Origin of the sequence: Mycolicibacterium novocastrense, assembly GCF_001499835.1 — a bacterium.
Lineage (GTDB): Bacteria > Actinomycetota > Actinomycetes > Mycobacteriales > Mycobacteriaceae > Mycobacterium > Mycobacterium novocastrense.
In genome coordinates, this window is sequence record NZ_LQIH01000026.1 from 1 (window position 1) to 25,951 (window position 25,951).

General features: G+C 64.7%; 21 protein-coding genes and 2 pseudogenes. 13 read left to right on the forward strand and 10 right to left on the reverse strand.

Translation table 11 applies throughout. From position 1 onward, the window contains the following. Positions 1 to 209: pseudogene (locus AU072_RS28630) on the reverse strand (LLM class flavin-dependent oxidoreductase); the annotation flags it as partial. 9 nt (positions 210 to 218) lie between these two features. On the opposite strand from AU072_RS28630, the pseudogene AU072_RS28035 reads away from it, so the two are divergent. The 3 genes and pseudogenes from AU072_RS28035 to AU072_RS18465 all read left to right on the forward strand — a co-directional run. Further along, positions 219 to 617 (forward strand): annotated as a pseudogene (locus tag AU072_RS28035) (LLM class flavin-dependent oxidoreductase); the annotation flags it as partial. A 2-nt stretch (positions 618 to 619) separates the two neighbouring features. Next, positions 620 to 1,966, forward strand: a complete 1,347-nt coding sequence (locus tag AU072_RS18460) for an NtaA/DmoA family FMN-dependent monooxygenase (RefSeq protein ID WP_064415182.1) — start codon at positions 620 to 622, stop codon at positions 1,964 to 1,966. 28 nt (positions 1,967 to 1,994) lie between these two features. Continuing rightward, positions 1,995 to 2,318, forward strand: coding sequence for a hypothetical protein (locus AU072_RS18465; RefSeq protein WP_235629920.1), 324 nt, complete (start codon positions 1,995 to 1,997; stop codon positions 2,316 to 2,318). Here the strand turns inward: AU072_RS18465 and AU072_RS18470 are convergent. After that, a complete protein-coding gene (locus AU072_RS18470) occupies positions 2,315 to 3,049 on the reverse strand; it encodes an MBL fold metallo-hydrolase (protein ID WP_064415147.1) in 735 nt (244 codons plus the stop codon). The genes AU072_RS18465 and AU072_RS18470 overlap by 4 nt on opposite strands. 35 nt (positions 3,050 to 3,084) lie before the next feature. Here AU072_RS18470 and fgd point away from each other — a divergent pair, with 35 nt between their 5' ends. The 3 genes from fgd to asnB all read left to right on the forward strand — a co-directional run bounded on the left by fgd (position 3,085) and on the right by asnB (position 7,110). Next, on the forward strand, positions 3,085 to 4,095 hold the full coding sequence (gene fgd / locus AU072_RS18475; RefSeq protein WP_064415148.1) for a glucose-6-phosphate dehydrogenase (coenzyme-F420): 1,011 nt from the start codon (positions 3,085 to 3,087) through the stop codon (positions 4,093 to 4,095). A gap of 27 nt (positions 4,096 to 4,122) precedes the next feature. After that, complete coding sequence (locus tag AU072_RS18480; protein WP_064415149.1) at positions 4,123 to 5,133, forward strand: endonuclease/exonuclease/phosphatase family protein; 1,011 nt, start codon at positions 4,123 to 4,125, stop codon at positions 5,131 to 5,133. A 132-nt stretch (positions 5,134 to 5,265) separates the two neighbouring features. Beyond that, positions 5,266 to 7,110 (forward strand): asparagine synthase (glutamine-hydrolyzing), encoded by a 1,845-nt coding sequence (gene asnB, locus AU072_RS18485; protein WP_064415150.1) that lies wholly within the window; start codon positions 5,266 to 5,268, stop codon positions 7,108 to 7,110. A 4-nt stretch (positions 7,111 to 7,114) separates the two neighbouring features. On the opposite strand, the gene AU072_RS18490 is transcribed toward asnB, so the two are convergent. From AU072_RS18490 to AU072_RS18510, 5 genes are all read right to left on the reverse strand, one after another. Beyond that, positions 7,115 to 8,308 (reverse strand): glycosyltransferase family 4 protein, encoded by a 1,194-nt coding sequence (locus AU072_RS18490; protein ID WP_235629921.1) that lies wholly within the window; start codon positions 8,306 to 8,308, stop codon positions 7,115 to 7,117. Further along, positions 8,305 to 9,615, reverse strand: a complete 1,311-nt coding sequence (locus AU072_RS18495; RefSeq protein ID WP_064415152.1) for a nucleotide sugar dehydrogenase — start codon at positions 9,613 to 9,615, stop codon at positions 8,305 to 8,307. Before AU072_RS18495 ends, AU072_RS18490 begins: the two co-directional genes overlap by 4 nt. Positions 9,616 to 9,660: 45 nt before the next feature. Then, positions 9,661 to 10,374, reverse strand: a complete 714-nt coding sequence (locus AU072_RS18500) for an FkbM family methyltransferase (protein ID WP_064415153.1) — start codon at positions 10,372 to 10,374, stop codon at positions 9,661 to 9,663. Positions 10,375 to 10,646: 272 nt separating this feature from the next. Further along, entirely contained in the window at positions 10,647 to 11,657 is a 1,011-nt protein-coding gene (locus AU072_RS18505; RefSeq protein ID WP_165596292.1) for a glycoside hydrolase family 6 protein, read from the reverse strand. Between the two features lie 176 nt (positions 11,658 to 11,833). Next, the gene (locus AU072_RS18510; protein ID WP_165595621.1) at positions 11,834 to 12,982 is read right to left on the reverse strand and encodes an O-antigen ligase family protein; all 1,149 of its coding nucleotides are present in this window, start codon (positions 12,980 to 12,982) and stop codon (positions 11,834 to 11,836) included. A gap of 207 nt (positions 12,983 to 13,189) precedes the next feature. Between AU072_RS18510 and AU072_RS18515 the strand changes: the two genes are divergently transcribed. Further along, the gene (locus AU072_RS18515; RefSeq protein WP_064415156.1) at positions 13,190 to 14,653 is read left to right on the forward strand and encodes a lipopolysaccharide biosynthesis protein; all 1,464 of its coding nucleotides are present in this window, start codon (positions 13,190 to 13,192) and stop codon (positions 14,651 to 14,653) included. Next, complete coding sequence (locus AU072_RS18520; RefSeq protein WP_064415157.1) at positions 14,650 to 15,735, forward strand: glycosyltransferase family protein; 1,086 nt, start codon at positions 14,650 to 14,652, stop codon at positions 15,733 to 15,735. Before AU072_RS18515 ends, AU072_RS18520 begins: the two co-directional genes overlap by 4 nt. On the opposite strand, the gene AU072_RS18525 is transcribed toward AU072_RS18520, so the two are convergent. Together AU072_RS18525 and AU072_RS18530 are read right to left on the reverse strand one after the other, a co-directional pair. After that, the gene (locus AU072_RS18525) at positions 15,723 to 16,571 is read right to left on the reverse strand and encodes a glycosyltransferase family 2 protein (RefSeq protein WP_064415158.1); all 849 of its coding nucleotides are present in this window, start codon (positions 16,569 to 16,571) and stop codon (positions 15,723 to 15,725) included. The two genes, AU072_RS18520 and AU072_RS18525, sit on opposite strands and share 13 nt — an antisense overlap. After that, positions 16,568 to 17,194, reverse strand: coding sequence for an O-methyltransferase (locus tag AU072_RS18530; RefSeq protein WP_064415159.1), 627 nt, complete (start codon positions 17,192 to 17,194; stop codon positions 16,568 to 16,570). The genes AU072_RS18525 and AU072_RS18530 overlap by 4 nt, the downstream gene beginning before the upstream one ends. A 275-nt stretch (positions 17,195 to 17,469) precedes the next feature. Between AU072_RS18530 and AU072_RS18535 the strand changes: the two genes are divergently transcribed. The 5 genes from AU072_RS18535 to AU072_RS18555 all read left to right on the forward strand — a co-directional run bounded on the left by AU072_RS18535 (position 17,470) and on the right by AU072_RS18555 (position 25,403). Further along, entirely contained in the window at positions 17,470 to 18,855 is a 1,386-nt protein-coding gene (locus AU072_RS18535) for a hypothetical protein (protein ID WP_064415160.1), read from the forward strand. A 552-nt stretch (positions 18,856 to 19,407) separates the two neighbouring features. Beyond that, positions 19,408 to 21,060, forward strand: a complete 1,653-nt coding sequence (locus AU072_RS18540) for a hypothetical protein (RefSeq protein WP_235629922.1) — start codon at positions 19,408 to 19,410, stop codon at positions 21,058 to 21,060. Between the two features lie 57 nt (positions 21,061 to 21,117). Next, positions 21,118 to 22,089 (forward strand): NAD-dependent epimerase/dehydratase family protein, encoded by a 972-nt coding sequence (locus tag AU072_RS18545; RefSeq protein WP_064415162.1) that lies wholly within the window; start codon positions 21,118 to 21,120, stop codon positions 22,087 to 22,089. Positions 22,090 to 22,170: 81 nt separating this feature from the next. Further along, a complete protein-coding gene (gene pta / locus AU072_RS18550) occupies positions 22,171 to 24,261 on the forward strand; it encodes a phosphate acetyltransferase (RefSeq protein ID WP_174523786.1) in 2,091 nt (696 codons plus the stop codon). After that, on the forward strand, positions 24,261 to 25,403 hold the full coding sequence (locus AU072_RS18555) for an acetate kinase (protein WP_064415164.1): 1,143 nt from the start codon (positions 24,261 to 24,263) through the stop codon (positions 25,401 to 25,403). Before pta ends, AU072_RS18555 begins: the two co-directional genes overlap by 1 nt. On the opposite strand, the gene AU072_RS18560 is transcribed toward AU072_RS18555, so the two are convergent. After that, positions 25,338 to 25,784: an STAS domain-containing protein gene (locus tag AU072_RS18560; RefSeq protein ID WP_064415165.1), complete on the reverse strand. Its 447-nt coding sequence runs from the start codon at positions 25,782 to 25,784 to the stop codon at positions 25,338 to 25,340. The genes AU072_RS18555 and AU072_RS18560 overlap by 66 nt on opposite strands. Positions 25,785 to 25,951 lie beyond the last annotated feature (167 nt).

Here is a 25,951-nt window from a genome sequence, read left to right on the forward strand (position 1 = left end):
TCCGCCGAAACCACCACGTACGGGTCGGCGAGCGATGGCGACGGTCGAAACGCGGCGCGGTAGGCGTCGACGGCGTCCAGCGCGGTGGCGGGGGTGATGTGGTAGCTGGCCACGAACGGCAACCCCCGCTCCCCGGCCACCCGCGCGCTCTGCCCTGCGCTGCTGCCGAAGACCCACGGCGTCAGGCCGGTGCCCTCACCGGGCACCGCTCGAGCGGTGACGCCGTCGACGCCTACCGCGCCGCGTTTCGACCGTCGCCATCGCTCGCCGACCCGTACGTGGTGGTTTCGGCGGACATCGTGGTCGCCGACGACAGTGCCACCGCGCACCATCTCGCGTCGAGCTACGGCCACTGGGTGTACTCGATCCGCGCCGGTGACGGCGCGGTCCCGTATCCCGATCCCGACGCGGTGACACCGTTGTCCGAGGCGCAACTCGACGTCGTCCGCGATCACACCGAGACCCAGTTCGTCGGTGACGCAGAGGAAGTCGCCGAGAAGCTCGATACGCTGCGGCGGGCCACCGGCGCCGACGAGCTGGTGGTCACCTCGGTGTGTCACCGGCACAGCGACCGACTGCGCTCACACGAACTGATCGCCAAGAGGTGGGGCCTGTGACCGTGCGCATACGGGAAGGCAAGCAACGTAAGCCCATTCATCTCGCGGCCCACTTCCCCGGTGTCAACAACACCACGGTGTGGTCGGACCCCGACTCGGGAAGTCAGATCGAGTTCGACTCGTTCGTGCACCTGGCGCGGACGGCGGAGCGGGGGCTGTTCGACTTCTTCTTCCTCGCCGAGGGCCTCCGGCTGCGCGAGCATCTGGGACGCATCCACGACCTCGACGTCGTCGGCAGGCCCGACACGTTCACGGTGCTCGCGGCGCTGTCCGCGGTCACCGACCGGCTGGGACTGGTCGGCACCATCAACACCACTTTCAACGAACCCTTCGAGGTGGCAAGGCAATTCGCCACCCTCGACCATCTCTCCGACGGCCGGGCCGGGTGGAACATGGTCACGTCGTCGGACGCGTTCACCGGCGAGAACTTCCGGCGCGGTGGCTTCCTCGACCACGCGCACCGCTACGAGCGGGCCGCGGAATTCATCACCGTCGCCCGGAAGTTCTGGGACAGTTGGGCACCCGACGCGGTGGTGGCCGACGCCGCTGGCGGCGTCTACGTCGAGCCCGGCCGGATCCGCCGGGTCGAACACACCGGAGCGCAGTTCGACGTGCGAGGCGTTGCGACGCTGCCCCCACCGCCGCAGGGCCACCCGGTGCTGCTTCAAGCCGGTGACTCCGCCGACGGGCGCACGTTCGGCGCGCAGCATGCCGACGCGTTGTTCACGTTGCATTCGGCGTTGGAGGCCGGGCAGAAGTACTACACCGACGTCAAGGACCGTGCGAAGTCGTTCGGCCGCGACCCCGACCAGTTGAAGGTCTTTCCGGCGGCGACGTTCGTGCTGGGGGAGACCCATCGGGAGGCCGTCGACAAGGCGCGTCACATCCGGCTGCAACAGGTCACCGGCCCGACCGCGATCACCATGCTCGAGCAGGTCTGGCAGCGCGATCTGTCCGCATACGATCCCGACGGCCCGCTGCCCGACGTTGAACCCGCCGACGACCCGACGGTGACCCAGGGTCGCGTCCGCCACGGTGACCCCAAGGCGCTGGCAAAAGCGTGGCGGGAACGGGCGGAGGCCGAGCACCTCTCGATCCGCGAACTCGTCATCGCGGTGACCAGCAGGCAGCAGTTCGTCGGAACCCCGACCGAGGTCGCCGATGAGATCGACCTGCACGTGCAGTCCGACGCGTGCGACGGGCTGATCCTGGTGCCGCATCTCACGCCGCGCGGCCTCGACGAGTTCGTCGACAAGGTGGTGCCGCTGCTGCAGGAGCGGGGCAGCTTCCGCACCGAGTACACCGGCGCCACGCTCAGAGAGCACCTCGGCCTTCGGGCAGGCCTATAGGCTGGGCTCCGGTGTCGCGCGAAGCACGATGAGCCGCGCGGCGCCGGGGGTGATGGTGGCGGTATCGCAGACGATGGTCGGCTGGCTGCTGGTTGCGGCCGGCCTGCTGACGTTCGTGTTCGGGGTGGCGTCGCGGGTGTTCATCGGGCGGCGCCGCGAGACGAAGGCCGTCCGGATCATGGTGCACACCTTCCGCCGGACGGGATTGGCGCGCGTGCTGTTCGGCCGGTTCGAGAGCGACGTGCTCGACGACGACGAACTCGACGCGATGATCCTGATGCCGACCATCGTGATCGCGTGCGGGCTGTGCCTGACCGCGGTGTTCCTGCTCGGGTACCAGAAGCTGGTCTAAGCGCGCGCCGCCGCTTCGGCCGCGTCGCGAATCGACCCCCGCCACACCGGCCCGTGCCCCGGCAGCAGCACCTCGGTGTCGAGCAGTCCGAGAGCCGACAGGCTGCGCACGCAGCCGTTCTGGTCGTGGTTGAACAGTCCGGGCAGAAGCTGCGGGCCGCCGCGCGTCGAGAGCGGGTGCCCGGTGACCAGCGCGTCGCCGCTCACCAGGACGCCGTCGACCAGGAACGAGCAGTGCCCACCGGTGTGTCCGGGAGTCGGGATCGCCATCGGCCTGCCCGGAAGCTTCGCCGCGACGTCCTCGGTCAGGGCCCGCGCGGTGGGGATGCCGTCGCGTAGCATGCCGCCCTTACGGGTGATCGCCACCGACCACGTGAGGTAGCGCGGGCGCCAGATGTGCTTGGCGATGTCGACCGGAGAGGCCTGTTCGAGGTACTCCCGTTTGGCGTGGCCGACCTCGGCCGCGTGGCAGTAGACCGGCGTGGCGTGCGTCTCGGCGAACCAGATCGCCGAGCCGAAATGGTCGATGTGCGCGTGGGTCAACAGGATTGCGCGCAGATCGTCGACGCCGAAGCCGAGCTCACGAAGCGACTGCAGGACGTCGTCGCGGTTGCCGGGGAAGCCGGTGTCGATGAGCATCACGCCCGTCTCGTCGGTTACCAGCGTCCAGTTGACGAGGTCGGTGTAGGCGAAATGGACGGTGTCGGTGATGGCGCTCAAGCCTGCTGCCATGCCGCGAGTCTATGCAAGGGAGTAGAAACGAACCCGTGGCTGAACTCAAACTCGGATACAAGGCGTCGGCGGAACAGTTCGCGCCGCGGGAACTGGTCGAGCTGGCCGTGGCGGCCGAAGCGCACGGGATGGACAGCGCGACGGTCAGTGACCATTTCCAGCCGTGGCGCCATGAGGGCGGCCATGCGCCGTTCTCGCTGGCGTGGATGACGGCGGTCGGTGAGCGGACCAAGAACCTCATCCTCGGGACGTCGGTGTTGACCCCGACGTTCCGGTACAACCCCGCGGTGATCGCGCAGGCGTTCGCGACGATGGGGTGTCTGTATCCGAACCGGATCTTCCTCGGGGTGGGCACGGGCGAGGCGCTCAACGAGATCGCCACCGGGTACGAGGGCGACTGGCCGGAGTTCAAGGAGCGCTTCGCGCGGCTGCGCGAGTCGGTCAAGCTGATGCGCGAGCTGTGGCTGGGCGACCGGGTCGACTTCGACGGCGAGTACTACCGCACGAAGGGCGCCTCGATCTACGACGTGCCCGAGGGCGGAATTCCGGTGTACATCGCCGCGGGCGGTCCGGTGGTGGCCAAGTACGCGGGCCGCGCGGGTGACGGGTTCATCTGCACCAGCGGCAAGGGGGAGGAGCTGTACAAGGACAAGCTCATCCCCGCGGTGAAAGAGGGGGCGGAGGCCGCTGGGCGCAACGCCGATGAGATCGACCGGATGATCGAGATCAAGATCTCCTACGACACCGATCCCGAGTTGGCGTTGGAGAACACCCGGTTCTGGGCGCCGTTGTCGCTGACCGCCGAACAGAAGCACTCCATCGACGATCCGATCGAGATGGAGAAGGCCGCCGACGAGCTGCCCATCGAGCAGGTCGCCAAGCGCTGGATCGTGGCGTCGGATCCCGATGAAGCCGTCGAGAAGGTGAAGGACTACGTCGACTGGGGGCTCAACCACCTGGTGTTCCACGCCCCGGGCCACGATCAGCGCCGGTTCCTCGAATTGTTCCAGCGCGACCTCGAGCCGCGTCTGCGTCGTCTGGGCTAGATCGCACGAGAACCGTAAACGCACAACATGATTCGAGTGCCGGCGACGGTTCTCGGCGTGCTTGCATTCGCGTTGGCGTTCGCGGGGCTGGTGTCGCGCTACCTGCCGGTCGACAGCGAGGTCGTGCTGGTGCTGGCCGCGGCGTCGCCCTACCTGACCGCGGCGGGTGTCGCGTCGATGGTGCTGTTCGCGGTGGCGCGGCGGTGGGCGGCGACGATCGTGGCCGCGGGGCTGTGTGTGGTGATGCTCGCGGTGGTGGCGCCGCGCTACTTCGGTCCCGAGGAGACCGGTGTCCCCACGGTCGCGCTGCGGGTGCTCACCGCGAATCTCGGAATGGGAGGCGCCGACGCGCGGGCGGTGGTGGAGTTGGCGTCATCGGCGGCCGATGTCCTGGTGGTACAGGAGATGACCCCGCAAGTGACCGAAGCCATGTCGGGTGCCGGACTCGACACGATCTTCGGCCACCGGGTGATCGAGCCGCGCCCGTCGGCTGATGGGATCGGGGTGTGGAGTCGAAATCCGATCGTGGCCTCCGGCACCGTCGACGGCTACCAGATGCCGATGCTGAGCACTCGGATCCGGGTTCCTGGGGTGAGATTCGACGTCACCGTGCTCGCGGTTCATCTCGCCGCACCGTGGGTGCAGCCGCTGCGCTGGTTTCAGAACGACATCGCCCGATTTCCCGAGACGCTGCGGGAGTTGGCGGACAGCGCCGGCTCCGGTGCGGTCATCGTGGCGGGCGACCTCAACGCGACCTACGACATGAAACCCTTCCGTCAGCTGTTGGACGAGGGGTACCGCGACGCCGCCGAACAAGCCGGGGCGGGCCTGACCCGCAGCTACCCGAGCAGGCCGTGGCTGCCGTCGGTGGTCGGGATCGACCATGTCCTGCTGCGCAATTGCGCAGCCTCGTCGGCGTACACCGTGGAGGTGCCCGGATCCGATCACCGTGGGCTCGCCGCCGTCGTCGACATTCCCGCGGACCCGACGGCGAGCTATCCGGTGGGACATCCCGCGGCGGGTCGTTCGGCAGGCTAGACTTCGGCGAACGAGTACGTACTGCCGTCACATGCCGGTTTCTTGGATTTGGACGAGGGGCCGACCGCCATTGCCGACCGAGACCACGACAGCCTTACTTGAATCTGTTAATCCTGCCATCGTGATTGCCCTATGTGCGGGATAGCCGGGCTCCGACGGTTTGACGGGCAGTCCGTTGACCGCGAGACGCTGTCGCGGATGGCAACGTTGCTCCGTCATCGTGGGCCAGATGCGATGGGTCTTTGGTTGGATGGTCCTACCGGTATGGCACATAGGCGGCTGTCGATCATCGACCTGGAAGGGTCCCACCAGCCGATGGTCGACGCGAGCGGGCATCGGCATCTCGTGTTCAACGGCGAGATACTGAACTATCGTGAGCTGCGCCATGATCTGACGTCGTATCCGTTTCAGACGCAAGGTGATACCGAAGTTCTGCTGGCCGTCTTCGAGAAATACGGGCCGACGGGAGTGAATCGTCTACGAGGCCAGTTCGCCTACGCGGTCTTCGATTCTCGAACCGGCGAGACTCACGTGTTCCGGGACCGGCTGGGCATCTTGCCGCTGTACTACTACGCGGATAGCCGTCTGTTCGCCTTCGCTTCCGAGATCAAGGCGCTGCTACCGGTCATCGATTCGCCTGCGATCGACGACGACAGCCTCCATGACTACCTGGCGCAGCGTGCAGTACCTGCCCCGCACACACTCGTCCGAGGTGTGCGCAAGCTTCCGCCAGGGCACCACCTGGTGCTCGGTTCCGACGGCGGGGTCCGCGTCTCAGCGTACTGGGAGTTGGCCTCCCGCCCCTCGCGTCGCGCGGTAACGACGCAGGAGGCTGTTGACTTCGTCGATGAGGCGCTCAAAACGTCCGTGCGTGAATCCCTCGTCGCTGATGTGCCGGTGGGCGTTTATCTCTCCGGCGGCGTCGATAGCAGTCTGTTGACGGCCATGACCAGGCGGGAGAACCCGGGGCAGCACCTACATACGTTCGGCGCGAGTTTCGGCGACGAACGTCTTGACGAGACTGTCTGGGCGCGAAAGGTTGCCGAACTCAACGGAACAATTCACCATGACGTCCTGGTCACCGCCGATGACTTCATGAACAACTGGGGGAAGCTGAGTTGGCACAGGGACGGACCGCTTTCCGAGCCGGCGGATGTGGCGGTCTTCCGGCTGGCACAACTAGCGCGCGAGCAGGTCAAAGTCGTGCTGAGCGGAGAGGGGAGTGACGAACTGTTCGGCGGCTACCCCAAGTACAAGTTCGCCCGCGCCACCCGCTGGCTCGGTGCCGCCCCCTCACTGGGAATGCTTGACCGCTTGGAACACGCACTGCCCGCGAGCAAGTCTCGACTCAGGATCGCCGTCCGCGCCATGGGCGAGAGCAAGTATGAGGATCGGCTACGCGCGTGGTTCGCCCCGTTCACCGTGACGGAACGGAACCGGCTGACCGGCCGCCGATCACCGCGCGGCGCACCGAGTGCGTACAGCCGAGGGCGTGGCGATGCCCTGCGCCGGATGCTGTTTGCAGATACCTGCGTCTGGCTCACCGACAATCTGCTCGAGCGCGGTGACCGGATGTCGATGGCAGCCTCACTCGAGACGCGCCCGCCGTTCCTCGATCACCGTTTGGTGGAGCTCGCTTTCGACCTGCCGAGCGCCGTCAAAGTCCGTGGCGGAACAACGAAGTGGGTGGTCAAGGAAGTCGCGCGTCGCTATCTGCCCGACGACGTGGTCGATCGGCCGAAGGTGGGTTTCAAAGTTCCATTGGACCGATGGTTTCGGCACGGCTTACGGGAAATGGCATTCGACCTACTCACCGGACCTTCGTCGTATGTCGGAAACAACCTCGATGGCGAGATCGTGGCCCGGCTGTTGAACGATCATTCGCGAGGCGTCCGTGACGAAGAGTCCCGCATCTGGACGTTGCTTTCACTGGAAGTCTGGCATCGCGAGTTCATCGCGAGGAAAAACGAGGTCTGAATCTCTAACGCTTGGACATTACTTCGTCGTATGCGCGGATAAGCTTGGGAACTTCGTAGTGCCAGGCGAGTTCATTCTGGACGCGTGCCAAACCGAACGCACCCATCTGCGCGCGCCTTTCGGGATCATCCAACAAGTTGACGATCTTTCGCGCCATGTCTTCGGCATCATTTTTCTCGGCATACAGGGAGGCCTCACCGGCGGAGTATCGTCCTTCCGTCAAGTCGAACTGCACGATCGGCTTGCCCAGAGCCATGTATTCCATGATTTTGTTCATCGTCGACTTGTCGTTCATCTCATTCGCCACGTCCGGATTGACACAGACATCTGCGGTGTTCAGCATCTCGAGAAGCTCGGTGTCGGGGACGCGGCCGGTGAAAGTGACGTACTCCGAGACGCCGAGTGTGATCGCCAGTTGCTGCATCTCGGCCAGCGAAGTGCCGCCGCCGACCAAGCCGAAGTGCACATCGTGACGGTCCATGTCCTGGACGATGTGCTTCACCGCAAGCAACAGAAGGTCGATGCCCTCCTGCTTGCCCATGACGCCCACATAGCCCACCAAGTACTTTCGACCACGCTTCAACTCGGGTTTCGGGGGCAGTGTCTTGAGGCGTTCGAGCATAGGCCCGCTGCGCACGACGAATACCCGCTGCGGGTCCATACCCCCTCGATCAATCGCGATACGGCGGTAAGACTCGTTGGTCGCGATCGACACATCGGCTGTCCGAAACGTCGCACGTTCCAGCCAGATCATCAATCGCCAGAAGGCATCGCGGCGACCGAATTTGGCTTCATAGAGTTCGGGGTTGATGTCGTGGTGGTCGAACAGAAATCTTGTCTTGGCGAAGATTTTGAAGAATAAGCCGACCAAGAACAGCAGATCGGGCGGGTTGCACGCATGGATGACGTCGAACCCACGTTCTTTTCGCACGCGGAAGGCCAGGCGGAAGGTGTGCCACAGCGCCGTCGAATACTCCGACAGATAGCCGAGCGCCCCGCTTCCCTCCGTGGGCAGGCGATACCGGTAGATATGGATTCCGTCGATTACATCCCGCGTCGTCTCGTAGCCCTTGCCGCTCGGACAGATGACGCTGACCTGCCAGCCATGAGCCTGCAATGTCGTCGCCTCCTGCCAGACTCGCCTGTCGAACGGCACGGGCAGGTTCTCGACGAGGATCAGGACACGCTTCGGGCTCACCAGCAGATCCCGTCGTAGTTCTCGTCGCTGGTGCGGTCGATCACCCGGACGAGATCGATGACGGTCTGACCCGGTCGGAGGTTGGCGACGGCTGACCGGAATTCATTGGCGCCGTTGCCTACCAACACAGTGTCGGCGAACTCCATCACCTCATCCACCGTGTCCACCATCAGACGCGATATGTGCGGGATGTGATTGAGGATGTAATCACGGTTCGCCCCCGTCAGCGCCGCCATGTTGACGTTGTCGTCGTACAAGCGGAGGTCATAACCCTTGCCGATCAAGTGCTCGATCACGTCCACGACGGGCGATTCGCGCAGATCGTCAGTGCCGGCCTTGAACGCGAATCCCAGCACACCGACCTTTCGCCTGCCCTTCGACGTGATCATCGCTATGGCGCGTTCCACCTGTTGGCGGTTGGACGGCAGGATCGAATTCAGAAGCGGTACGTCGAGATCCAGCTCGCGAGCCTTGTAGGTAAGTGCGCGCACGTCTTTGGGCAGGCACGACCCGCCGAAGGCGAAGCCGGGCTTCAGATAGTACGGCGATAGGTTCAGCTTAGTGTCCTGACAGAAGATCTCCATCACCTGCCGGCCGTCTATACCGGTTGCTTTGCAGATAGAGCCGATCTCGTTGGCAAACGCGACTTTGACGGCGTGCCAGTTGTTGTCAGCGAATTTCACCATCTCGGCCACCTCGACCGGGGTTCGGATCAGCGGAGCGTCGAGTCCTGCATAGAGGGAGGCCAACAGTTCCCCCGCCTTGGGATCCGTCTCGCCGATGACGGTTCTCGGTGGGTGGTGGTAGTCCCACACCGCGGTGCCCTCCCGGAGGAATTCAGGGTTGCTGCAAACACCAAAGTCCACGCCGGCGGTTTTGCCGGATGAGGCTTCCAGGGCTGGGATCACGACACCCCGCATGGAGCCGGGCAGCATCGTGGAGCGTGCCGCCACGACGTGGTAGGTGGTGTCGTCGCGCAATGCTCGGCCGATCTGCTCACACACCCTGCGTACAAAGCTCAGGTCGATGCTGCCGTTGCGCTGACTGGGAGTCCCGACGCAGATAAGCGAGACGTCGCTGCCCGGGATCGCTTCGTCGACTTCGGTTGTCGCGCGCAGTCGGCCGGACTTCACTGTCGCGCTGATCATCTCGCCGACGTCGGCTTCGACGATTGGTGTCTGGCCCGCATTGATCAGGTCGACTTTTGTCTGGTTGGGATCGACTCCGATCACGTGGTGGCCGTCCGACGCCAGACACGCTGCGGAAACGGCGCCGACGTAACCCAGCCCAAGGACGACGATTTTCATATGCCCCCGCTCGTCACCAAGCGATCTTAGGCATCGCGGCAGCATTTAGAGCAAGTCAGCGCGGACCATGATGCAGTCGACCTCGACGAGCCTCGGAAAGTGGCCGGCATTGTTCGGGACCAGGGCGCTCAGCTCGAATCCGCACTTCTCATAGATCGTGATCGCCTCCCGGAAGTCGACGGAATCCGCGTAGAGCTTCTTGATCGCCAACTCGCTCTGGAGCCCGACGAACGTTTTCACTGCCTCCGGAGCCGCGCTCACGATCTGCGTGTCGTATCCCTGCGTGTCCAGTTTGAGAAACGGCCGCGAGAATCCGAACTGCCCGCGGAGCCGGTCGACCGTGGTCGCCAGGTTCTCCGTTTTCACGGTGACGGTCTTGGAGACTTTATTCAGCTCCGTGAAGAGGTCGACCTCGTCATGGCGGGGGGCGCTCAGCGAGCTGAAGGTGTTCTCCTTCATCACGTTGAACTCCGCCGTCCCATCCTCGGCGCTGATCGCGAGCTCCTCCACCACCCAACGGGGCTGGCGTTGCGCCTTCTTGGTCAATTCGGCGGCTACGCTCGGGTCTGGCTCGAACGATACGACCAGGCCTTTGTACCCGACTTTCTCGCGCAGCATCGTGGCGTACTGCCCGACGTTGGCGCCTACATCGAACACGCAGTCGACCTTGAAGTGTTTGAACAGCTGCTGGAGGTGATCGACTTCCCACTGCTCGTACATGCTCTTGACCGCTGTCGGACCTCGACGGACCCACCTCATTCGGGACTCCTCACATAGAAGAAACCGATCACTCGTCGTAGGCAGACTCCAGATCGCGGGCGACGTCGCCGTAGCAATCGTACGGTCGGCGTCGGCTCCAACCAATCACCCTCTTGCGCGGTGGCCGACGCTACCGACTCGATGGCGGCGGTGGGGTTGTCGGGCACGTGCCGGGCTGGTCCCTGCGCGCAGGGCGGGATCTCGCGGATCGCCCTGCGGCGCAGGGGTTGTCGACGGTGATGAATTCGAGGTCCGCTATACACCGCCGGCCTTCAGTTACGCGAAGACGACGAACGATTCTTCCCCTGCCTGAGCGCCGACCTGCACCGACACCCCGTCCGGCGCCGCCCGACACCGGCCCAGCACAGGAGCCCGGCCGCTGCCAAACCACAGGCCGCGACCAATAGAACCCATGTCGCATCACCCCGAGAACTCGTCGCCTGATCCGCTTCCAGCCCGAGCAGGCTCAGCGCGGCGGGCGCCCAGAATCCGGAATCCGGGCCACCCCGGCATGGTCCGTCGGTCTGTCCTGGATTTTTCACCCACAGAAGGCCATCGAGTGCGCCGCCTTGGAACAGCCGCGGTGGCTTTCCCAACCGGGCCCCCGGCGGGTTGCATGGGCTGTCCTGCGGGCCAGCACCATTTCGCCCGATGTCGATCACGTAATGCGAGTCGGTGATGCCCAGTTTGCTGAGTTCGGACCGCACGCTCTCGGCGAACCGTACCTCACCTTCGACGGGATAGAAATTCGCGACGTTGAGACTGAACCCCGCAATCTTGTCGACGCCCACCCTCTTCAACCGGTCCGCGATTTCGGCTGCAGGCCACCAATTCTCATGTCCGGCGTCGACATAAACCCGCGCACCGGTCGTCGACAGCGCATCGACCGCGTAGCTCAGAACGCTCAAACGGTCATCCTGCTGGCATGGCAGTCCCGGCAGTGCGTCGGGTTCGATGATGACCATCGCCTCGTCATGCCCCATCAAGGCAGCAGCCACGCCGTCGACCCACGCTTTGTACTCCTGTTCATCGCGCGCACCCCCACTTTCCACGATGGGGCCACAATCACGTGTGGGGAGTCGGTAGAGCACGAGCACCGGGACCGCGTTCGCCGCTGCCGCGCCGGCGAGGTACTCGCTGACATCACTGCGGGCTGTCGCGGGGGTGGACCAGTCAGTGAACCACTTCGCTTGCGGCGTCCGCGCAATCGGATCGAAACGGGAATCCTCACGTGCCGCGGTGATCGACTGCATGTGGGGATCGAGATACAACGCGGTGCCCACAGGTGTGCTGCCCCCTATCACCTCAGGGGTGTGCTGCCGCTGCTCGGGATAGACGACCACCAGGATCGCCAGCAGGACAACGACAACCGAAACCGCTGCCGTCGTGAGTATGGCGTGTCGTTCTCGTCTCTTCACCCGTCGCCACCACGACGAAACCGGCCCCGTCGGTCTGCTGTTCATCGCGCACCGTTTTCTTGGTGCGTATCGCGGGGCCGCGCGAAGAACAGCACCGAAAGCGGAACGATCGTGACGGTCCAGAACATCGCCGTGTCCACGAAGCCCAGCGGCACATCAAGGAAACCGCCGACGGCAATGCCGGTCACCAGCATGGCGCCGACCGTCAGGTAGCGGCTCTTCCACACCGTGATGGCGAACGCTTGCACGAGAAGCGATCCGACAGCGAGAAACGCGAATATCGGACCGCCGACAGTGAGGAACTGAATGAACTGATTGTGACCATGAAAGGCGGCCAGGTTCAAAGGAGATGTGTCGCTCGTCGCGATTTGTTCGTACCAGTCACTGCCGAGGCCGGTGAGAAATTCCCGCGACGACCACTCGGTCAGCGCACCCTTCCAGATCAGACCGCGATCGGTGAACGTCTCGTCTTCCCATCCCATGATCGGCAGCGCGCACATTGTCAGCACCGCGGCAGTTGTTGCAGTACGTGCCACCGCCGACGCTGCTCGGCGCCATCCGAGGTGCGCCATGATGCCCACCACGATGCCCACGACAAGCATGCATGCCGTCGCGAACATCGAGTTTCGACTGGAGGACCACACAATCGCGAACACGACGACCGCTAGCCCGGGGACCCGCAGCCACCAGCGCGACAGCGTGACGACCGCGGCGATCCCGATCGAAAGATATAGGCCGAGATTGTTCTCGGCTGTGAACATCCCTTGCAGCAGGCCCAACGACGGAAACAGCGACTTATCGGAGTGGCGGACCGTCCCGTCCGCGTCATGCAGGATGCCGGCATCCGGCATCAGGAAACCGAATCCAATGGCGATGACGGCCGTCAGAACCACGAGTGCACCCAGCGCTCTGAGCACACGAGGGTGCGGACGCAAGGCGGCGATTGCCAAGACCACCAGCACGTAGAGGACGGCGTCGGGTGTCGGCGCGCCGGAATACAGGTCACGCAGCAGGATCCAGAGCCAGGGTGCCAACAGCACCGCGATGCGCCACAGGCCCGGTCGGGTGACGTCGTTGATCCGGAAGAGGATGATGCCGACGCTGATACTCACCGCCAACAGAAAAGACAGCCTGGAGACCATGCCGGCGGCTGGCGGCCATATCGGATCCTGGCCGACCGGGACGAACACCTTGTCTGCTGTCAGCGACAACACGATCCGGGATCCGACTGCCCGGCACCACAAAACGACGATGAGGAACACGGCGGCAGCATCAGAAGTGATGACCAGGCGGCCCCTCTGGTGCATCAACCCTCCACTCGCACCGCCCGGCCACCTCACCACGATGGCTACACGGGTACTTTGTGGATGTTACCGGCCTGACGAGCGGGGGAACGGTTGTCAACCGGACATGGGCGCTCCGCGAGCGGCAACGCGCTGCTGGCTCTGAGCGGCCAATGGGGCCGCTACGCGGTGCAGTTGCTCGCGCTCGTGGTGTTTTCGCGGCTGCTCAGCCCAGCTGATTTCGGACTCGTCGCGATGGTCACCGGCGCTGTCGGCGTCGCCTATGTGATCGGTGATTTCGGGCTTTCGCTCGCCGCGTTGCAGGCCGACGAATTGCACGCGCACCAGCGCAGCAACCTCTTCTGGTGCAACAGCGGGATCGGCGTCGTCCTGGCCGTCTCGATATGCGTCGCAGCTCACCCCCTCGCTGCGTTCTACGGCGATCCGCGCGTCGCTCCCGTCGCCGCCATCTTGGCCTCGGTGTTCCTGCTCAACGGTGTCTCGGTGCAATTCCGTACCGAACTGAATCGTGAACTGCGTTTCGGTGTGATAGCCGCCGCCGACTTGCTCGGCCAGGCATCGGGATTCGCCGTGGCGTTGGTGGGGGCGCTCGTCGGGTGGTCGTACTGGGCGCTGGTGGCCATGCAGGTCATCGCAGCGGTCGTCACGAATGCGGTGATCATCGCGCGGGCGCAGTGGTGGCCAGGCTGGTATCGCCGCGGCACACCCATGCGGTCGTTGCTCACCTTCGGGGCGAACACATTTTTCACGCAATTGATCAATTACGTGTCGACCAACATCGACCAGGTCGTCATCGGGCGGGTGTGGGGCGCCACCACGCTCGGCTTCTACAACCGGGCCTTCCAGATCGCCCGTATCCCCGCCCAGCAGGTGGCCATCCCGCTCACCCGTGTCGTCCTCCCTTACCTCTCGAGACTCCAAGGTGACCGAGCGGGATATCTCGACGCGGTGAAGAAGACACAACTAGCGCTGGCCGCACTCCTGCTGTCGCTGCTGTCGTTCGTGGTCGGCACCGGAGACTGGCTGGTCCCGATTGTTCTGGGTGATGGCTGGCAAGAGGCCGTTCCGTTGCTCCGCGTGCTCTGCCTCGCGGGCGCGCTGGAGGCGATCGGATGGGTTCCCTACTGGGTGCTGCTCTCGCAAGGTAGGACCGGCCTCCTGCTCGCCACCGAACTCGGAGGGCGCCTCGTCATGATCGCACTCATCGTCGCGGCCGCCACGCAGGGACCGTTTTGGGTAGCGCTCGCCGTCGCAGTCGGGCAAGCGCTCCTACTGGTTTCGGCGGCCTTCTATGCGGTTCCTCGTGCCAATGTTCCTCCGGCCCTCGTCCTGCTTCCGGCGGCGCGGCCCGCGATCCTGTTCGCGATCGCGGCCGGCGCCGCGTGGGGTACGGGCCACCTCACCGGCGAGCTGCCCGATTTCGCTGCCCTGCTGGTCGCGACGATCGCTTTTGTCGGAGTTTGCTTGGCCGCCATGGCGCTTCAAAGCTACCGTCACGACATGGGCGTCCTGTTGACGCTTGTCCGCAGCGTACGGCGGGGAAGGAGCAACGGATGAGCGGACCGCGACTGACGGTCTTGATGTCGACGGGACCGCTCAAAGCCGACGACAATCCCTACCTACAGCAGCTGATCGCCGGTCTGAGCGAGCAGATCGACGTCGAACCGCTGTCGTGGCGCACTGCGTTGTTCTCCCGCCCAGACGTATTCCATGTGCACTGGCCCTACCAGCTCTACCGCGCCAACGGACGAGCCAAGACGATCGTCAAGAGAATCCTGTCGGCCATACTGCTCGCCCGGTTGCGGGCACGCCGCGTGCCTGTCGTCTGGACGGTGCACGACCTCGCCTCCCACGAGGCGGATCGCGGCGTCGAGCGGCTCCTCTTGCGCGCGCTGGAGCGGATGATCACACTCCGTATCTACCTCAACGAGTCGGAGGAGAACGATCCTGCACTCGGCGTGGTCATCCTGCACGGCGACTACCGCGCATGGCTGCAAGGACGTGACATCGACACCTCACCGCGGCAACCCGAGCGAGACGTCCTCTTGTTCGGGTGGTTGCGGAGGTACAAGGCGATCGAATCCCTCATCACCGCAGCGCGAAACGCCGATGCGACGCTCACCATCACCGGGCGTGCGATCGATGACGACTACGAACAGTCGCTGCGCGCGATGACGGTCGGCACCCCCTCGACCACTCTCGACATCCGGCACCGCGAGGAGGAGGAACTCGCGGCCGAAATTCTTCGGCATCGAGTTGTGTGCCTTCCCTATCCGCGCATGCACAACTCGGGGGCACTGGTCTACGCGCTCAGCGTCGGCCGGCCGGTTCTCGCCCAGCGCAGTCCGTACAACGGGGCTATTGCACGCGACGTCGGTGCCCAGTGGCTGATGCTGTACGAAGGCCCGTTGACCGCGGAGACGTTGCGCGAGGCGCTCGGCCGGACCCCGCCCGCCGGATTACCTGACCTCTCCCGGTGGGACTGGTCGACGGGGATCGCCCTGCACATCGCGTGTTACCGCGCACTTGTCGGCATGGACGGCCGACGCTCTGCGTCCACGATCGTCCGCGAATTGCTCGAAGCCGAACCCGCGTTCGGCGAACATTCGGCGTTCAACGCTTCTGCTCAGATCTTGTAGGCGTCGCGCCAGAAACCCAGCGGGTTGCGCAAGGCCCGCGCGAGCTTCCCACGCTGCATCCGGGCATGGGTGCGCTTCACCTCCGGCGGGAACGGCCCGCTGCCCGCACGGAGGTAGCCCAACAGCATTGCGAATGATCCGACAACGTAGGGACGCCGAACAAGATAGCGGCCGCAATGCAAGAGGAAGTAGGGAAATGAGTAGCCGGTCCACCGGCAGACGCGACCATTGCGGTATCGCCCATGGACCTGTCCTTCGCTTGCGCCCACAGCGCGCACCATCTCGAAATGCGAGTCGGCGTCCACGCGCGTTTCGAATCCCGCCATGCTCGCCACCACCTCGTCCAGCACATCCCAGCCAAGAGCTGTCGGCATCGACTCGGTCGCCCGAAACGCGTCCATCGAGTACAGCTTGACCGAGCCCGGCACATGGAACTTTTGCTCGGTCATGCCCTTCGTCACGATCACGCCGCCCGCTATACCGACTCGGTCGCGAGCCAGTTCCATCACCCGTTCGAGGTAGTCGGGGGCCATTCGCACATCGGCGTCCAGCTTCATCACGTGTGTATACGGTTTCCGCGGCAGCGCGCTCGCAACACCGAAACGCCATGAGCTGAAGTCAGACCCGCCGATCAGGCCGCCGTCATTGGCTTTCGACAACACGGTGGCCAGGTTCTCGGTGTCGACCTTCTTGAATTGTTCGGCGGTGCCATCGGTACTGCCGTCGTCGACCACCACCCAATCGAAGTCCCGGAATCGCTGCTCCCGGACCGTGGCGACGAGGCCCGATACGTTGTGAACCTCATTGTGCAGCGGGGAGACGATGAGCAACGTCATTGTGGGTTGCGGGCTCGCTGGATACGTTCCCGCACGCCTTTGAAATCGCCCTTGAGTAGGTGCTCGGTGCCGTTGGCGGCCTTGCGGACGAACATCCGAACCCGGCTCTTGGCGACCACAGTCGGTTGGTCACACCATTCGCGCGCCACGAACGGCGCGGTCTTTTGAAATACCGCGGTACGCCGGGCCAGCTTGCCCCCGAACTTCCATTCGGGCTCCTGTTTGAGCACCTTGACGATCATGTCGCCGGTCCAGACGTCGACATCGTCGATCAGGAGATATCCGCCGATACGCAGGCGGGGCGCGAGGTAGAAGTAGTCGATCGCCGGGATCGGGAACCCGTGTCCGCCGTCGATGAGGGCGAGGTCGAGGTCGGTGATCTCGAGACGGGGCAGGATGTCTTGGGAGTATCCGATCTCGAACTTCGTCCGGTCCGTTGCGATGCCCTGCTCGGCACAGTAGGTGGTGATCCTCTCGGCCTCGTCGGCGGAGGGTGTGACGGCCGTGTGTTGAGCTCCGAGCGCAGAGAACACGATGGTCGAGTAGCCCGCGCCGGTCTCCACCGTGACGGAGTCCTCGCTGACGTGTCTGGTCAAGAAGTCGAGCACCTGCTCGGCGATCATCCAGTTACTCTGTCCGCCACGATGCAGTGTCGGTCCTGACGCGCTGAGATCCACGAGCCTCCCCGGTCGGTAGCGAGATCGCCACTGAGTGTACGGCGACGCCCGGGCGTTCAGGCCAAGCTCGGCGAGCGCACGTCGCGGCGGGATCACGACACCGTCGCGTTGCTGACACTTGACAAATACATTCGGGCGGTTCGCCGCTATTGTCAGTTCGAGGAGCTGGCCGCACCGTACGCGCACGCTTCGCATTTCGGTGTCGACACGTCGGGTGGAATATGGATCTTCGCAGCTACTGCCGCCTCCTGCGGCGGCGTTGGCTGGTACTCCTGGGCACTTTCTTTCTGGTTGCGGCAGCGCTCGGCGGAGCCGGATTCCTCCTTCCGTCCACCTACACGGCGACCGTCCAGATGGTGTTCACGCCCAATCTGCCACCGGATTCGTCGATGGAAACCCGCCAGATCGCCGGGTTGTATCTGGCGTCCCGCATGAAAACCTATGCGCAAGTGGTGACCACCGATCCGGTCCTTCAGCCCGTCATCGACAATCTCGGTCTGGGTGTGACCGTGCCCCAGCTCGTCGAGGAGATGGAAGTCACGATCCCGACGGACACCTCGGTGATCGACCTGTCGGTGTCCGCGCCGACGGCGGAGAAGGCCGCTTCGATCGCCAATCGGATCGCTGGTCAGATGCAAGTCGCTGTCGCCAATCTCGAAGGCTCGGCGATGGTCATCCAAGTCGCGGTATTGCAGCCGGCCACTCCGCCACAACATCGCTCGTCGCCGAATGTGTTACTGAATCTGGCCATCGCGTTCGTGGTGGCGGCGGTCGCCGCTGTCTTCGCCGCGGTCGTCGTGGACATCTTCGACACCCGAGTTCGAAACGGGCGTGACGTCACCGCCTTGGGGGTGCCGTATCTCGGTGGCATTCCGAAAGATCGGGACACCAAAGCCCGGGGCCTGTCGCCGTTCAGCGAGCAGGTACCTCAACTGCAGAGCATCGTTCATCGGATCGCCGTCGACGTTCTGGACGGGGTCGCCGAGAGGCCCGCGCGCGTGTTGGTCACCTCACCCCGGGCCGGTGCCACCGACAAGACGATGGTGGGCGCCTCCATCGCCGGTGCGCTCGCCGAAGCCGGTTATCGGGTCGCCTTCATCGACGCCGACCTCCGGGGTGGACGTCTGGCCGCGCAGGTCGGCATCGCGCAGCGCTGGGGGATCACCGACCTGGTATCCGGTCGGGTTCGACTCGACGAGTCGTTCTTCGCTTCGAGGTGGGGCGGATTCACCGTCGTCCCCTTGGGCGAAGGCGCCTTCGACATCGGTAGGTTGCTCGCCGACAAGCAGTTCGACAACGTGATGCGAGATTTCGTCGGCGACTTCGATGCAGTCATCGTCGATGCCCCGCCCGTCGCGAACTCGAACGAGGCGTCGCGCTTCACGCAGTACGTCCCGAACGTTGTGGTCGTCGCGGATGCGGTGACCACACGACGCGATGAGTTGCTGCGGGTAACCGCCGAACTACGGCAGACCGGAGCCAAGCTGCTCGGGGTTGCGCTGGTTCAGACAGACAAGGCCGAGAACCCGGCACCCGCCGACGACGGGGATCGCTACGACGAAGAAAGGTCCGATCACGTGACCGAACGACCCCGTCACGGACGCTGAAACCGTTCGTAGATGGACTCGGATTAACGCTCAATAAACCCTGTCCGCCAGTACAATCCCAACCCTGTTGCGAGTAAGAAGCTCGACCTCTCGAAAGTAGAAAAGCGTGCACTCGATCGGTTCAGTCTGGTTGCCGGTTCACGGCTCGGGCGTCGACCCCTTTTCCAGCGAATGGTGATGATCGCAGCAGTGCGGCAAACGCTGACCCGGGCGATGTCGTTGTGTCTGCCGGCAGTTCTCGTGTTCGCGGTTGCCGGCTCGGCGTATGCGCAGCCCAATGACGCCGCCGACCCGGCCGCACCGCCCCCTGACGGGGATGCGGCATCGCGTACTCTCTCGTGGCCTGACCTCGGGCTGCAACCGGGGCTGGAGTTGTATCCCGACAGCAGCCAAAGCTTCACTGTGCAGGTGCCTGCGGGATTGCGCGCCACCCGGTTGCAGGGCCTGATCCACGCACCGATGAACGTCGATTCCGGCTACCTCGAAATCACCGACGGTGAGGGCAAGTTCCTGGCGGCTGTCAACCTGCCGCCCTCGGTGGGCGCTTCGGCAGTGACACCCTTGGACGTCGACATCTCGGGGGCCCAGACTCAGGCTTCGGCGATCGACGTGTCATTCACGCTCCGTGCGCTGGACGGCGCTGACCGAGTCTGTGGTCCCACCCAGCGGCTGACTCTCAGCGACCTCGCGACAGTATTCACCGGGAATCAACCCCCGGTGACCACGATCGCGAATTTCTTTCCCCCAGTACTCGAGCGGGTCACGATCTACGCTCCAACCGACGCAAACGCCACCGAACAGCAAGGGGTGCTGACACTGGTGTCCACGCTGGCGCGGATCTACAGCGCCCTGAAGTTGGATATCGCGGTCGTCAATCAACCGCGTGGGGCGGCCCCCCCGCCCACATCCGGGCTGGCCCGTGCGGTTGTCGTGGAGACGGGCCCCGCCGGCCTGCGCCTCGAGAACGCGGGGACATCGGACGCTTACCTACGGGTGTCGGGCGACGGTGACGAACTCTCGTCGCAGATGGCACTTCTCGTCAACAGCCTGCAGCCGCTGGCGCAGACGGCCACGGCCCGCGTCGACAAAGTGGGGTCGGAAGCACCCGTCCCCGGCGACACGCTGACGTTCAGCCAATTGAAGGTAGGGGGCCAAGCCGCCGTCATCAGATCGAGCACTCTGCGGGTCGGAATCGATCGGACACTGTTGGGTCCTCGCTCCGACAGCGTGGAAGTCCATCTGCTTGCCGATTACACGCCTGTACGAAAAGATGACGCGGCAACCGTCGTGATCAAAGCCGACGGACTCATCGTCTACCGAGCGATGCTCGACGACACCGGCCTTCTGGACGCGACGTTCGACCTCGGCAGCCAGATGCTCGATGAGCAGTGGATCAATATGGAGCTCGCGCTGACCTACACCCCGCGGCAAGAGTGCGGAACATTGATCGCACCCATCACATTCCAAATCGATCCACGGTCGACGCTGACCATGCACCGTGGGGGCAATCCGCTTGGCGGCTTTGCTGCTTTCCCATCCGAGTTCGGCCCCATGTTCGTGGTCGCGCTCGACGGCAGCGGACCCGACCAGATCGCCTACGCCGCTCGGGTCGTGGCAGCGATCGCGCGCCTCACCCGGGCGGAGCTGAAGCCGCAGGTGGTTGATCTCCAGACCGCCGCCGACGCCAATTCCGGCGCGCTCATCGTGGCTAAATCCCAAGCATTGCAACAGCTTCCACTCAACCCGCCAGTGGCCGGTGACGGCTCGAGCGTGAACTTCGCTCTGCCGGACGATTTGCAGCTCAACATCGATGGCGGGCTTGGTTCCATTCAGGCTTTCGCAGATGCGGCGCGCAACCGCTCGGTCGTCCTTGTCACGACGACGGCCGAGTGGACGTTGGTGGACCCGCTCTTCGGCTATATCGATGGGGCAGTGAAGGACTGGTCCGAGTTGACCGGGGATGTGCTCGCCGCGGGCGTGGCGGGCACGCCGACCGAAGTCGCGGTCCGGCCGGCCGGCAACGTCTTCGAGCCGCCGCAGTCCAGCACCGATTCATGGCTGAAGACAGGCGCGATGGTGGGAGGGGTGACCGCCGCCCTCGCCATCGCGGTCCTAGCGGTGGCGTTGTTCCTGCGTCGGCGTAAAGTCCAGCCCGCAGTCGAGCGGCATGGAATCGTCGGCAACCACAGCGCAGAGGGTGAATGATCACCATCCCGTCGTCCACCGCCCATCGCGGTGACACCATCACGGAGTTTCCGTGACATGACCTCCGACGAAGCCGTATTGGTTACGGGCAGTGCGGGTTTCATCGGAAGCGCGCTGTCGTCGCATCTGCGTGAAACCGGCCGACGCGTCGTGGGTCTCGACCGGGCCGCGAAGCCGGGCGCCGATTCGCTACGTCTCGACCTGACGACGATCGAGGGGCAACATCTGCCTAGCCCCTGCCCGCCGACGATCGTGCACCTCGCCGCCCTCTCCAAGGAGCCGGGCTTTCCCTGGCGGGACTACTTCGCCAACAACGCCGAGGCGACGCGCCGCCTTTGTCAGGCCGCCGACGAGGCAGGGGTGCGGAACATCGTCTTCACCAGTTCGATGATGGTCTTCGCCGCCGGTCCGTGGCGGCGCTCGGAAGGCGACTTCGGCGACGCCGACACGGCATATGGAGCGAGCAAGCTGCAGGCCGAGGAGATACTGCGGACCTGGCAGGCCGCAAAGCCCGGACGCCGCCTGCGCATCGTTCGGCCAGGGGTGGTCTTCGGCCCGGCCGATCAGGGAAACATGCGGCGTTTGATTCACGGGCTCAGCCGGCGCCGCTTCGCCTACATCGGCCGCAACGACACGGTGAAGAGCTGTATCTACCTCAAAGACATGGTGCGCCTTTTGGTTCGCCTCATCGACGATGACGGGCCACACGAGACATATCACGCCGTGTACCCACAGCCGACCACCATCGGCGACCACGTCGACGCCATCAACAAAGCCTGGGGTTGGGATTACCGACCGCCGACAGTTCCCTATCGTCTCGCCCTGGCGGCGGCGACCCCCTTCGCCTTGCTCGACCCCTCGGGCTCCCGTTTCGGACTTCATCCGCGGCGGGTACAGAAGCTCCATCTGGACACGAATATCAGCTCTGATCAACTGGCCGACATCGGTTTCGCCTCCGAGTTCTCATTGCAGGAGGCGTTCGTCGACTGGCGGCGAGAGTGCGGCGGCGGGCTGCCTCCGGCGGCATGATGGGGGAAGTGAAGAGAACACAGTCGTGGGAAGAACCGGCTTCATCTGGTCTGGCGCCGCAATCTGAGGAAAGCTGAGCTGGTGTCACGTGATCCAGAAAGCGAGCGCAAGCCGGTGTCCGCCGTTTACGTCGCATCCCCGGAAGGCGACACGGGAAAGTCCACCGTCGCGCTGGGCATCCTGCACCGGTTGACGGCTACCGTCGCCAAGGTCGGTGTCTTTCGGCCGATCACCCGGCTCGGCGAGGATAGCGACTACATCCTCGAGCTGCTCCTGGACCACACCACTGCGGGTCTGTCCTACGACGACTGCGTCGGCGTCGGCTACGAGCAGTTGCACGAGGATCCCGACGCGGCGCTGGCCGAAATCGTCGACCGGTACCACCGGGTGGCTGACCAGTGCGATGCGGTGCTGATCGTCGGCAGCGACTACACCGATGTCGCCGCCCCCAGCGAGCTGTCGACCAACGCCAGGATCGCGGCCAACCTCGGCGCTCCGGTGGTGCTGGCGGTCAAGGCCAAGGATCGCAGCCCCACCGACGTCGCGCAGATCGTCGACATCTGCCTCGGCGAGATCGCCGCTCAGCACGCGCACACCGCAGCGGTCGTCGCCAACCGTTGTGACCCCGAACAACTGACCGCGGTGCTCGACGCGCTGAATGACCTCGATCCCAAGTGTTACGCGCTGCCGGAGGAGCCGCTGCTGGTCGCCGCGTCGGTCGCTGAACTGCAGCGGGCCGTCGAGGGCGAATTGATCAGTGGCGATCCGGCGCTGCTGTCCCGCGAGGCCATGGATCTGATGGTCGCCGGGATGACCGCCGAACGCGTCCTTGAGCGGCTCAGCGAGGGTGTCGCCGTCATCGCGGCCGGCGACCGATCCGACGTCGTGCTCGCGCTCGCGAGCGCCCATGCCGCCGAAGGCTTCCCGTCGTTGTCCTGCATCATCCTCAACGGCGGGCTGGCATTACATCCCTCGATCGCGGCTTTGGTCTCGGGGCTGGGATTGCGGTTGCCGATCATTGCCACCGAATTCCGGACGTTCGAGACGGCCAGCCGGGTGGCCTCCGCGCGCGGCAGGGTGACAGCGACCTCCCTGCGCAAGATCGACACTGCCATCGCCTTGATGGAAGCCCACGTCGACATCGCAGACCTGCTGGATCAGTTGGCCATCCCGATTCCACAGGTGGTCACCCCCCAGATGTTCACCCACAAGCTGCTGGAGTGGGCCCGCTCGGATCGTAAGCGCATCGTGTTGCCGGAGGGCGACGACGACCGCATCCTGATCGCGGCCGGTCGGCTGTTGCACCGCGGCGTTGCCGAGCTGACAATCCTCGGCGAGGAATCTCAGATACGGGCGCGCGCAGCGGAATTGGGTATTGATCTCTCGGACGCCGCCGTTCTCGACCCGCAAACCAGCGACCTGTGCGACAAGTTCGCCGAACAGTACGCCGAGATGCGCAAGCACAAAGGCGTCACGGTCGAGCAGGCGCGCGAGATCATCCACGATGTCTCCTATTTCGGCACCATGCTGGTGCACAACGACATGGTCGACGGCATGGTCTCCGGCGCCCGGCACACCACCGCCCACACCGTCCGGCCGGCCTTCGAGATCATCAGGACGCTGCCCGACGTGTCCACCGTCTCCAGCATCTTCCTGATGTGCCTTGCCGACCGGGTGCTCGCGTACGGGGACTGCGCGATCGTGCCGGATCCGACCGCCGAGCAGTTGGCCGATATCGCGATCTCCTCGGCGCGCACCGCGGCCAGCTTCGATATCGAGCCACGGGTCGCGATGCTGTCCTACTCGACCGGCACCAGTGGATCCGGCGCGGACGTCGAAAAGGTCCGGCAGGCAACCGAACTGGTTATGCAGCGGGAGCCGGACCTGTTGGTCGACGGTCCGATCCAGTACGACGCCGCGGTCGATGCATCCGTTGCCAAGTCCAAGATGCCCGACTCGAAGGTGGCCGGCCGGGCAACGGTGCTCATCTTCCCCGACCTCAACACCGGGAACAACACGTACAAGGCGGTCCAGCGCAGCGCAGGCGCAATCGCGATCGGGCCGGTGCTGCAAGGACTGAAGAAGCCCGTCAACGACCTTTCGCGCGGGGCGTTGGTGGAGGACATCGTCAACACCGTGGCGATCACCGCGATCCAGGCGCAGACGCTCTGATGGCCCGCAGCGTTCTGGTTCTCAACTCGGGATCGTCCTCGCTCAAATACGCAGTCATCGAACCGGATTCGGAGACGATGGTGATCGACGGCATCGTCGAGCGCATCGGTGAGGGGCAGGTCGGTGACCACGCCGAGGCGCTGCAGACAGCGTTCGCCCAGATGGCTGAAGCGGGCCGGGGCCTCGACGCTCTCGACCTCGTCGCCGTCGGCCACCGCGTCGTGCACGGCGGTCCGGACTTCTACGAGCCGACGCTGGTCGACGACGCCCTGGTCGCCAGGATCGACGAGCTGTCTCCGCTTGCCCCGCTGCACAATCCGCCGGCGCTGCTGGGAATCGAGGAGGCACGCAAGGCGCTGCCCGATCTGCCGCATGTCGCGGTCTTCGACACGGCCTTCTTCCACGATCTGCCGGCCGCCGCGGCGACGTACGCGATCGACCGCGACATCGCCGAGCAGTGGCATATCCGCCGCTACGGCTTCCACGGCACCTCACACCAGTACGTCAGCGAGCAGGCCGCGGCCTTCCTGGGCGTCCCACTGGACTCGGTGCGCCAAATCGTGCTGCACCTGGGCAACGGCGCATCGGCCTCGGCCATCGTCGGCGGCCGCCCGGTCGACACCTCGATGGGGCTGACGCCGATGGAGGGGTTGGTGATGGGAACCCGTTCGGGCGACATCGATCCCGGTCTGATGTTCTATCTGTGGCGCACGGCGAACATGAAAATCGACGACATCGAAGAGATGCTCAACCGTCGCTCCGGCGTGCGCGGACTCGGCGGTGAGGTCGACTTCCGGGTCCTGCATCAGCGCATCGAGTCCGGGGACACCTCTGCGCAACTGGCGTACGACGTCTACATTCACCGGCTGCGCAAATACATCGGCGCCTATCTTGCGCTGCTGGGCGGCGCGGACATCATCACCTTCACCGCCGGAGTCGGGGAGAACGACGCCGCGGTGCGGCGAGACGCATTGAGCGGCATGGCGCCGTTGGGCATAGAACTCGACGAGACGCTCAACGCCAGCCCCGACAAGAAGGCCCGGCGGATCTCGGCCGACCGGTCTGGAACGACGGTGCTAGTTGTTCCCACTGATGAGGAGCTTGCGATCGCCCGCGCTTGCACGAACCTCATCGAGCACTGAGCGCGGCTTCTCGAGCGGCAGTTCCTGGGCGGAATCGCAGATGGCCAACAGCCGACGAACCTGCCTGCCGCAGCGCACCTGCCAGTCGATTCCGTTCCGGGAGCAGATCACGTTGATGTAGTGCAGCGCCGCGAAGCCGGCGGTGCCGAAGAAGTCGACGAGCCGCAGGTCGATCACCAGGCGCCGGGTGCCGGCGACCTGACCCTCGACGTAGGTGGCCAGCGCTCGGCTGTTGGTGGCATCGATCTCGCCCTCGACCGTCACCAGGACCGTCGAACCATGCCGGTGGGACGCTGTGAAGCTGGCGCGATGGTGGTGTTCGCACAGATCAAACGACCGAGGGTCGGGACGGAACACCCGGCAGGTTCCTACAGCGGACACGGCGCACTCCTGTTGTCGAGATGCGATTGAACCGCGGAGGCCGTCAGCGACGCCTGACAGCTGCTGCGCCACGATCGGGATGGCCCCGATGGCCTCTGCAGTTTGGCTGTGACCTCAACCTGTGATGCAGATTACTACGAAATCCGCGGCAGGACCATCGAGTGTTA